Here is a 10,493-nt window from a genome sequence, read left to right on the forward strand (position 1 = left end):
GTTTAAATATTTTACATATTTACGAACTCGAGTATTTTTAGTGCAAGAAAAATTATTTAAACCATCTTAATATGGGCTGAAAAGTCTATCAAATCAGTATGCTTATTGTCAAGGCACGCTCACGCTATAAACCTTGACAACTGCATACCGATTCGAAAAGAAACAATTAGCCCTATTAAGAAAAAACAACTTAATATTTGCTGGAATTTTTACTTACCAACATAATTTGACGAAGAGCCAAAAATACTCGTGTAGGCGAACGAATTCGTTCGCCTACACGAGTGGCTGTATTTTATTTATATATTTCATAATATGCACGCATGTCATAAATGTATGATACGCATACGCAACTGTATAAGAATTAATCATATCAAACTAGAGCATTTAGTAATCTTTAGCTTTATATCCATAGTCGTTTAAATATGTTTGCTTATCGCGCCAATCTTTTTGAACTTTTACCCATAATTCTAAAAAGACTTTATCTCCTAAGAGAGATTCAATATCTCGTCTAGCTCTCGTACCGACTTCTTTAAGTAAACGACCACCTTTCCCAATAATAATCCCTTTTTGACTAGAGCGTTCTACAATAATTGTAGCATAGACGTGAACTTTTCCGTTCTCATTTTTTTGCATTTGATCAACGACAACAGCAACAGAGTGAGGAATTTCTTCTTTAGTTAAATGCAACACTTTCTCACGAATAAGTTCTGAAACAACAAAATATTCTGGGTGATCACTCACTTGGTCTGCTGGGTAATATTGTGGACCTTGAGGCAATGTTTGTTTTAACGTATCCAACAATTCAGGAACATTATTTCCTTGCAAGGCTGAAATTGGAATAATTTCAGCAAACTCCATTTCTTGCTTATATAAGGCGATAATTTCTAAAAGTTTTTCTGGATGAATTAAATCAATTTTATTAATAACTAAATAAACAGGTGTCTTCAGCATTTTTAGACGTTCTATAATAAAACGATCTCCTCGACCAATTTCTTGATTGGCACTTACTAAAAAAAGAACGGCTTCAACTTCTTTTAAAGAACTATATGCTGATTCGACCATAAACTCCCCTAAGGCATGCTTTGGTTTATGAATACCTGGGGTATCAATAAAAATAATTTGACTTTCTCGGTCTGTATAAACACCTTGTATTTTATTACGTGTCGTTTGGGCTTTATCACTCATAATCGCAATTTTTTGCCCAATAACACGATTTAATAGTGTAGATTTTCCAACATTTGGTCTACCTACAATAGCAACAAATCCAGATTTAAATGGTAATTGATTCATGTTTTCTCCTTTAACTCAATAATTTAGGGATAAAGATAATACTTGCCACGATAAGTGAATACCCTGAACACAACAAAACTGCTCCGGCTGCCATGTCTTTGGCCTTCTTTGCCCAATCAAAATAATTTTTTTGGCTCAATACATCAACTATTAATTCTATAATGGAATTTATCATTTCCATAACAATAACTAAAACAATACAATGGATTAACCATAACCACTCTCCCAATGAACATTGGAACATCACACCACATAGGAGCACAACAAGGGTTAATATAGCATGAATTTTCATGTTTCGCTCTGTTATCACAGCATATTTAATGCCATGAACAGCATGGTTTACTGCTTGAAAAAAGGTTGTATTTTTATGTGTTTGTTTCGCCATTTAATCACGTCCTAAACCAAAAGCATTTAAAATATCAGCTTGCAAACCAAACATTTCTTTCTCGTCCTCTGGGGTTAAATGATCATATCCATTTAAATGTAAAAACCCATGTAAAGCTAAAAATCCTAATTCTCTTTCAAAAGAATGACCGTATTCTATTGCCTGCTCTCTTGCTCTATCAATGGATAAAATAATATCTCCTAGATGATGCGGTGCATCTTGATATACAGAACTATCAAGATGCACTTCGCCATCCACAACATCATCTAAAGCAAAACTAATCACATCTGTAGGTGTATCTTTTCCACGATAGTCACGGTTAATTTCCTGGATACGTGCATTATCAACAAATGTAATAGCACATTCCACCCCTTTAGGTAATTGTAAATAGTCACTTGAAAAGTCAATTATATCCTCTACTAATTTAAGATGTTCTGAGGCTACTTGATTGGTTTCATCAATTAAATCAATTATCATTTATGCTTTTTTTCCCTTTCTGCTGTTTAATTTTGGGTACTCTACACGAGTATGGTAACTACTAGAAAGTCCTGTAATTAATGATTTTTCAACAATTTTCAATTCTTGAACAGTAATTGGACATTCATCAAATTGCCCATCTTCAATACGTGAGTGGATTGTTTCTTGAACTAGTGTCGTTAAAGAATCTATATCCGGATTCTTCATTGCTCTAGCTGCTGCCTCAACCGTATCTGCTATACTAATAACGGCTGATTCTTTTGTCTGTGGTTTTGGTCCTGGGTAGCGAAAATCATTTTTATCAATATGTTCATCTTCATTTTTAGCCGTAACATAAAAATATTTCAATACTGTTTTGCCATGGTGCTCTGCACAAATATCTATAACACTTTGTGGCAATCCTGCTTGCTTTAATCGTTTCACACCGTCACTAACATGTGCAAAAATAATATCTCGACTTTCTTGAGGAGTCAATAATTTATGTGGACTTGCCATTCCAGCAGGCAGATTTTCAACGAAAAACATAGGATTTTTTAATTTTCCAATATCATGGTAGTAGCACGCTACCCTAGTAAACAATGAATCCCCTCCGATTAACTCTACTGCATTTGCACTCAAATTAGCAACCATAATACTATGATGATATGTTCCGGGTGCATTTGCAATTAATTCTTTTAATAGAGGTTGATTAGGATTAGATAATTCTAACATGCGTAATACAGCTTTATCTTCAAATAATAAATCAAAATAAGGTTGCCCCAATCGTAATAATACAAATGTTAAGAATACATTGACAACAGTATATACACACATCATCATGAACGTATGTGAAAATAAATCAATATTACTTAGCAAGGCTAGCGCAACAACCAAAGCATTGTATAAGAGAACAAGTAAAATAAATTGATGTCCAATGTATTTTTTTCTTGTACCTGAAATCACTATGCTAGCAAACACCCCTGTTAATGTATAAAATTTCCAAATGATTGGCCCTTGAATTGAACTACCATTATCACTAATAAATAGATACATGATAACTAAAAAAATGACAGCTAATAATGCTAAGCGTCTTTTAGCTTTAGGAACAATAAAGAATGGCAATAATCCTATTGGAACAATTAAAGAAAAGTATTCCAACCCTGCTTTTTGTACAAGATGTGCCACAATCATCAACGCACTTAATACGCCAATCAGAAAACTATACATATTAACATAAACATTTCTCTTAGTTAACGTATCGGTTTCATGAACAATAAAATACCACACTAAAGCAAACTGAATGACTAAAATAAAAAGATACCCTAGTAGTAATTGGTAATGATGTTGATTTGAAGTCATGCCTAATAATTGCAGCTTTTTATATGCAGCATTTCCAATAACTTCTCCCTCACGAACAATCACATCTCCTTGCATAATCATAATAGGCGAAACGTTATCTCTAGCGGTTTGTTTAGCACTTTCTGTAGCAACTTGATTAACCACCATTGTTGCTACAATGGCTGGTGTAACCAATTCTTTCAATAATTCTCTTGCAGCATCAGAATATGTTTTTGTTAAAATTTGAGAGTAAGCATCATTTTGAGCTTTTGCAATATCCGAAGAATTTGAATAAATTTTGTCATTCAACACATTTTCCACAGTTGACTTTGTCAATGATTCATACATTGTGTATTCAGTCTCTGAAGCAAGCAATATCTTTTTTAAAACATTATCTGAAAAAACATACGCATAATCATATAATTCTTTATTTTCACGTTGTAGGCTCATCACAAATTTTGAAATAATGTCATTTGCTCTACTATCCAATGTTGCTAAATCATTCGATTGCGATAATTCTTTACGATAGACAGTCATTACCTCAAAAAAACGTGTCACTTGTGCAATTTTACTGGTAACAATCGTATCGTCTTTTTCATAAGCGGGCTGCACATTTTGTACGGCATTTTCCCTAGCTTTTTCTGTTGCGTCTGTGTCCTCAATTGTTTTACTCGCACGAATGGTTTGTGTGGCAATATTGTTCAAAGACACGACAATTTCTGTTTGTTTAACGAAAGGATACCCTGCCACAAACAAAAGTCCAGATAAAAGACACAGGACAAATGGAACATAAAAATACCCTAATCGTTCATCTAATGTTTGTATAATTTTTTTCATGTGTCGCCTCCTCCATGACTTGTTACTGTGCGTATGCTTGAATAATTTTAGCCACTAATGCATGGCGTACAACATCATATTCATCAAATGTCACAAATCGAATATCTTCTAATGATTTTAATTTAGCTTGTGCATCTAAAAGTCCACTCTTAATCCCTTTACCTAAATCAATTTGGCTAACATCTCCATTAACAATCATTTTTGAGCGAAAACCTAGTCGTGTCAGAAACATTTTCATCTGTGCAATTGTTGTATTTTGTGCTTCATCTAAAATAACAAAAGCATCATCTAGCGTTCTCCCACGCATATAGGCTAAAGGAGCAATTTCAATAATTCCCCTATCCAACAGACGAGATGTATGATCTTGTCCTAACACTGCATGCAATGCATCGTAAACAGGTCTTAAATAGGGGTCTACTTTTTCTTTTAAATCTCCAGGTAAAAAACCTAAATTTTCACCAGCTTCAACAGCCGGTCTAGTTAACACAATACGTTTCACATCTCCCTGACGTAACGCATTTACTGCCATGACAACAGCTAGAAATGTTTTTCCTGTCCCTGCCGGTCCAATCCCAAACACAACATCATGTCTTTTTATAGCACGAATATACTGTCTTTGCCCATACGTTTTAGCATGTATGGTTTCCCCTCTATGCGTTTTTCCAACTTCATCACTATACAAAGCCTTAAACATCTCTAAACGATTGTTTGCCATTAATTTTAATCCGGTCACAACATCTGACAAGGATACTGTTTCGCCTTTTTGAATTAGCCAAATTAATTGTTCTAGTAATAGTTTCACTTGATTAACGGCATCTTCTTGTCCGATAATATCCAAATGTTCTCCACGACTAGAAATCATAACATGGCACTCTTTTTCAATATATTCAATATGTTGATGATGTACACCAAACAAAGCTATTTGCTGATTGGCATCCGACAATTCTATTCTTTGTCGTACTTGCTCCAAATTCATTCCCTCTTTCTGATTGTATCTTTATATAGTCTAGCATATTTTTGATATTTTATAAACCAAAAACGTTGCCATTTTCTTTATTCATGCTATCGGAAAAAATCCATAGACATGTACAACACAATAGACAGTCTTTTCATCTTTTCCCCTACACAGTTATGCATGCTACCTTTAATAAATCTATTCAAGGGAATGACTACACAAAAGATTTAAACTTTTATATACCTTTCTTTATCTCTTTTTTGACTCACTATTTTCAAGCTAAAACATAAACTAAACAATAAGTATAATATGCCTATTTCAAGTGAAATTTTGAAATTACTTCATACTTATTTGTCGCTCAAAATTACTTTGTGCAAACTTTTTCTCCTTGTGATACTTGCGTGTAAAAAATTTAAATGCTAAACATATTTCTCAAATGAACATTAATATTTAACAGTTCATCCATGTACCCAAAATAAACTCGAGAAAAATGCTCAACAAACAAAACGGTTTTAAATAAAGACCTTACAAACCTTGATTTAAAACCGTTCTTCTATAATGCTTACTTCATATTTTTGAAAATTTCATATGTTTCCCAGTCACGTCTTTTACTATATTTATATCTTTTAAGATGCTTCCAGTCTATTACTATTTTATTCATACATGCCTACATATTTATTTTTCCTAATCAAATGAACATACACGATTACTCTGTCATTTATTTTACATCAAATAAACTAATATAATGCACAGTTCAATTTGAGTGATTTATCAACTTTACATGTTATCATATAAGCTAAACATGACGTGAGCAGTTGTGCTATCGGAACACTCAACCATATCCCAATAGGGCTTAGATGAGGAAGAACATTTAACAGCATAAAAATAAGTACAGGTTCAGAAAACACTAAACTATACGATAGTGTACTTTCTGCAATGGCATAAAGAAAAGAAATTGTCATTCGTACATACGCATACGCTACTAAAGAAAATAAAAAAAGAGGTAAATAAGCAGCAATCTCTTGACTAGCCTCTAGTGATGTTCCAAAAAGAATGCCTATCCAATTTGATGTAAACCATAAGAAAAAGCTACACACCATAGATACACCAAAACTAGCCTTATAAGATAAACTACGCATTGTTAGCATTTTATCTAATTGCTTTCGACCAAAATAGCGACTAATTAAAGGTTGCGTGCCGTCTCCAACACCTTGTAATAATAAATAAACAACAGTTGTGACATAAGAAATGCACCCATATACTGCTACAGATTGTGCATTCCCATACGTCATTAAATAACGATTTAATAAAATAGCCGTTATTTGTGTTGCAAAGACTAGTCCAAATGGTGCAAAAGCTAACTTCAGTATAGCTTTCCAATAGCTAATTAAAGAGATTTCCCAACTATTAAACGGCATACGTCGTTTCAAAGTAAAGAAAACGGCTAAAATTGCTGTAGCTGCTTGTCCAATAATCGTTGCCAAAGCCGCTCCACTCATTCCCCAATGATATACCCAAACAAAGAGATAGTCCAAAACACTATTGATAACAAACCCTAAAATCATTGCCCCCATAGCAAAGGTTGATCCACCTAAATTTCTAATAAACGGAACTAACCCTGTTGCAAAAATCTGACACGTTGCTCCTAAAGCAATAACACTGACATATTCTGCCGTTAAATCAAAACTCTCGCCTTTCGCTCCTAACAGTTCTAACAATATAGGCAATGCAACTATGACAACCACGCTTAAACATAGACTAACACAGCTCAATAACAAGACAGTACTTCTAAAAGATATCTTTGCTTCGTCTTCTTTATCTTGATGACGTAAAATTGTAAAACGGATTGCTCCAGATAATCCAATCCCTGTTCCAAGTGCTTGAATAAATGCAGTAATAGGATACCCCAAGGTTATACATGCCAATCCAATATCGCCTAAACTGTTTCCTAAAAAAAGACCGTCCACAATTGTATAAACACCGGACAACGCAAAAGCAATAACAGACGGTACAACTGTCTTTAAAAACACACGTGTATCAGTCATTGTATCTGTCCTTTCTTTGAAAATAGATGGGCAAATTGTGTTAAATGTTGATTTAGTTCTGTCATTGTTCCAAATCCCATTTGTTCTATGACATTTAGTTCTAAACGTCTTAATTCCGTCATAATTTCTTTCGTATATACTCTCCCTTTTTCTGTCAGTTGGATTGTCTTATGGCGTCTATCCTGAACACTTGGTACTAATGTAACATATTGCTTTGTTTCAAAATCTTTCAAAATATCATGCACCGTTTGCTTAGGAATGACCCATTTTTGACTAATATCCTTTTGTGTCTGTACAACAGTATTGTTTTCATAAAATGAATATAGCATTAGCAAACTATTCAATGATAACCCATGTTGTTTAGCCCAATTTTCATATAATACATTGATTTCTCGCCAAAGTGTATAAAAACGATTTAATTCATACAACATTTCTCTTTCTGTCGGCATAATACTCCTCCTCGAAACTCAGTCTGTTTTCGGACTAATTTTACGTTAAATCTGTACTTCTGTCAATCTCCAAAAAATCTAGTCTATTTACTTAGGATTAGTCCCCCTCAAATACTAACTAAACGATACCTTTTCACAAAAAAACGGAATGATACTAATAGTTTATTAAATTTGACTTATTTACACCTCTACCTCCTTTTCATTAATAGCAAATATAAAAGTCAAAATTTAAACAAATTGTAGTATATATTTTAGTCAAGATATACTCTACCTACTACAATTTAAACGATGCATCACAACATTCCAAAACATTCTTATATACAATCACTCTGTTTAATGATAATCATTCACACTCCTATTTAATCTCTTTCATTCAAAAAACGGATCATATTGACATGACCCATTAAACGATTAGATAACATTAGCACTATACTGTACGACTTGTGCTATTTTTAAACCTTTTTATATCATTCTAGTCATTCACCTTAAATAGCCTTACAACTTAAGATGTTGACTAAACACCATTCTGATATGTTTATCAACCGCTGTTAATTACTACACTCTACTAGTTTATAAAAAATAATCGTGTTGGTATTGCCAACACGATTATTTTTTATTCCATTCCTAAAATTTCTACGAAAACGACAGAAATAATGGAGTGTTTCTTAAACACGTATTATTGTCATGTCAATGATTTTAATATTACACACTCAATCTTCGAACTATCCTTGTAGCACTTTTTTAACTAAAGAATTTACAGTATTTCCGTCTGCTTTTCCTTTAAGTTCTGCCATAACTGGTCCCATAACTTTACCAAAATCAGCCATACCTGTTGCACCAACTTGTTGTGCAATTTTTTTGATAGCCTCAATAATTTCATTTTCTGATAATTGTTCTGGCAAATATTTTTCAACAATAGAAACTTCTTGTTGTGTTTTTTCAACCAAATCTTGACGGTTAGCTTTTAAAAATTCTTGAATAGATTCTTTCCTTTGTTTTAACTCTCTAGCTAGAATAGTTAATTCTTCATCAGATGTCAGCTCACGTTTAGCCTCTATTGTTGCATGTTGTACACTGGCTTTCAACATTCTCAAAACCGCTAAAACATCTTTTTCTTTTGCTTTCATTGCTTCCTTAATATCTTGGTTTAATGTATCTATTAAACTCATAAAATCCACTCCTCATATACTATTTATCATGATTATATCATTATTTTATACAAACGTGTACCTTTTTTCTGCTTTAACCAGATATGTGACTATACTTAAAATAACTGGAATATTTTTCATCAGATTGATTTACCGTTCAACATCTTATTAGCTATCCAAAATATAACCTAACATAACATAATTTAGCACACAATATATCGTTATCAGTAAATAAAAACATTATCCAACGGAGATTTAATAAACATAACTACAAAACAGGTTGAACAATGCTCAACCTGTCTAGTATATATCAATTAAAATTTGCGTTTACGTGCAGCTTCTGATTTTTTCTTACGTCTTACACTTGGTTTTTCATAAAATTCGCGTTTACGAACTTCTTGCAAAGTACCAGTTTTTGAAACATTACGTTTAAAGCGACGAAGAGCATCATCAAGCGTTTCGTTTTTACGAACAACTGTTTTTGACATAATAGCTTACCTCCCTCCGAACACTACATACAACATTTATTCACTTTAGTTAGTGTGAACATGTTCTCACGTATTATACTAGAAAGATAAACAAACGTCAAGATATAAATTTTTACCCTTGGGTATTTTATCAATCGAATGTGATAATGTCTTAAAGTAATCGAATGACAAAATGTCCCAAAATGATAAACTAGAGATATGAAAAGGATAGAATTAACAGTGAATGAAATAAAAAAATATAACGTCATCAAAGCCGTTCATCATGGCAAAAAAACAAAACAACGTGCCTGTGTTGAATTAACATTATCATTAAGACAAATTAACCGACTACTTCACAATTATGTTCAATTGGGTAAGTCAGCTTTTTCTCATAAAAATAAAAAACGCTCTCCAAAGCATAGTCTACCTGAATCTACTAAAACTTTTATTGTAGAATTATACCAATCATTTACCAATTTAAAACCTAATGTTGTTCATTTTACTGAAATTTTAAAACAAGAACATGGCATCAATTTAACAGATACAACTGTTCGTACCATTCTCTATAACCATGGGATGATTTCTCCCAAAACACATCGTAAAACAGTAAAACGACTAAAACAACAGAAAAAAGTAGCACAACAAGTGAGACATGAATTGTCTATAAACTTACCCCGTTCTTGTGAGTTTCTAGCAGATAGTGACACTATCCATCCTAGTCGTCCGAGAAAAAAATATTGTGGCGAACTGATACAAATGGACGCTAGCCAATTCAGATGGTTTGGTCAAACTGTCTCTCATCTTCATGTTGCCATTGATGATGCTTCTGGTAATATTGTTGGTGCCTATTTTGCCCCACAAGAAACGCTGAAAGGCTATTATCAGGTGTTACATCAGATATTAACCAATTATGGTATTCCTGCTGCTTTTTTAACGGATAGACGAACGGTATTTGATTATCAAAGGAAAGGGACTCAACAGCTTCAAGACGATACCATGACACAGTTTGGTTTTGCTTGTTTTCAGTTAGGTATTAGCCTTAAAACAACATCTATTCCACAGGGGAAAGGACGTGTGGAACGTTTAAACAATACCTTACAATCCCGATTACCTGTTGATTTGG

The 10,493-nt window shown here is 33.2% G+C and carries 10 protein-coding genes; 1 reads left to right on the forward strand and 9 read right to left on the reverse strand.

The genetic code is table 11. The annotated features are described in order from the left end of the window. Positions 1-384: 384 nt before the first annotated feature. The 9 genes from era to rpsU form a co-directional block, all read right to left on the reverse strand. Entirely contained in the window at positions 385-1,290 is a 906-nt protein-coding gene (era, locus tag E4T68_RS07390) for a GTPase Era (RefSeq protein WP_135125613.1), read from the reverse strand. A gap of 10 nt (positions 1,291-1,300) precedes the next feature. Then, a complete protein-coding gene (locus E4T68_RS07395) occupies positions 1,301-1,675 on the reverse strand; it encodes a diacylglycerol kinase family protein (RefSeq protein ID WP_135125615.1) in 375 nt (124 codons plus the stop codon). Continuing rightward, positions 1,676-2,152, reverse strand: coding sequence for an rRNA maturation RNase YbeY (ybeY, locus tag E4T68_RS07400; protein WP_135125617.1), 477 nt, complete (start codon positions 2,150-2,152; stop codon positions 1,676-1,678). It abuts the gene before it with no gap. Further along, the gene (locus tag E4T68_RS07405; RefSeq protein WP_135125619.1) at positions 2,153-4,306 is read right to left on the reverse strand and encodes an HD family phosphohydrolase; all 2,154 of its coding nucleotides are present in this window, start codon (positions 4,304-4,306) and stop codon (positions 2,153-2,155) included. 22 nt (positions 4,307-4,328) lie between these two features. Continuing rightward, the gene (locus E4T68_RS07410; RefSeq protein WP_135125621.1) at positions 4,329-5,282 is read right to left on the reverse strand and encodes a PhoH family protein; all 954 of its coding nucleotides are present in this window, start codon (positions 5,280-5,282) and stop codon (positions 4,329-4,331) included. Between the two features lie 716 nt (positions 5,283-5,998). Then, positions 5,999-7,306: an MATE family efflux transporter gene (locus E4T68_RS07415; protein ID WP_135125623.1), complete on the reverse strand. Its 1,308-nt coding sequence runs from the start codon at positions 7,304-7,306 to the stop codon at positions 5,999-6,001. After that, the gene (locus E4T68_RS07420) at positions 7,303-7,755 is read right to left on the reverse strand and encodes a MarR family winged helix-turn-helix transcriptional regulator (RefSeq protein ID WP_135125625.1); all 453 of its coding nucleotides are present in this window, start codon (positions 7,753-7,755) and stop codon (positions 7,303-7,305) included. The genes E4T68_RS07415 and E4T68_RS07420 overlap by 4 nt, the downstream gene beginning before the upstream one ends. A 722-nt stretch (positions 7,756-8,477) precedes the next feature. Further along, the gene (locus tag E4T68_RS07425; protein WP_135125627.1) at positions 8,478-8,924 is read right to left on the reverse strand and encodes a GatB/YqeY domain-containing protein; all 447 of its coding nucleotides are present in this window, start codon (positions 8,922-8,924) and stop codon (positions 8,478-8,480) included. Positions 8,925-9,217: 293 nt separating this feature from the next. Further along, positions 9,218-9,391 (reverse strand): 30S ribosomal protein S21, encoded by a 174-nt coding sequence (gene rpsU, locus E4T68_RS07430; RefSeq protein ID WP_135125629.1) that lies wholly within the window; start codon positions 9,389-9,391, stop codon positions 9,218-9,220. Positions 9,392-9,610: 219 nt separating this feature from the next. On the opposite strand from rpsU, the gene E4T68_RS07435 reads away from it, so the two are divergent. After that, positions 9,611-10,493 (forward strand): ISNCY family transposase (locus tag E4T68_RS07435; protein ID WP_245175691.1); only part of this gene is annotated, 883 nt, incomplete at its 3' end.

The organism is Granulicatella sp. WM01, assembly GCF_004570605.1.
Taxonomy (GTDB): Bacteria; Bacillota; Bacilli; order Lactobacillales; family Aerococcaceae; genus WM01.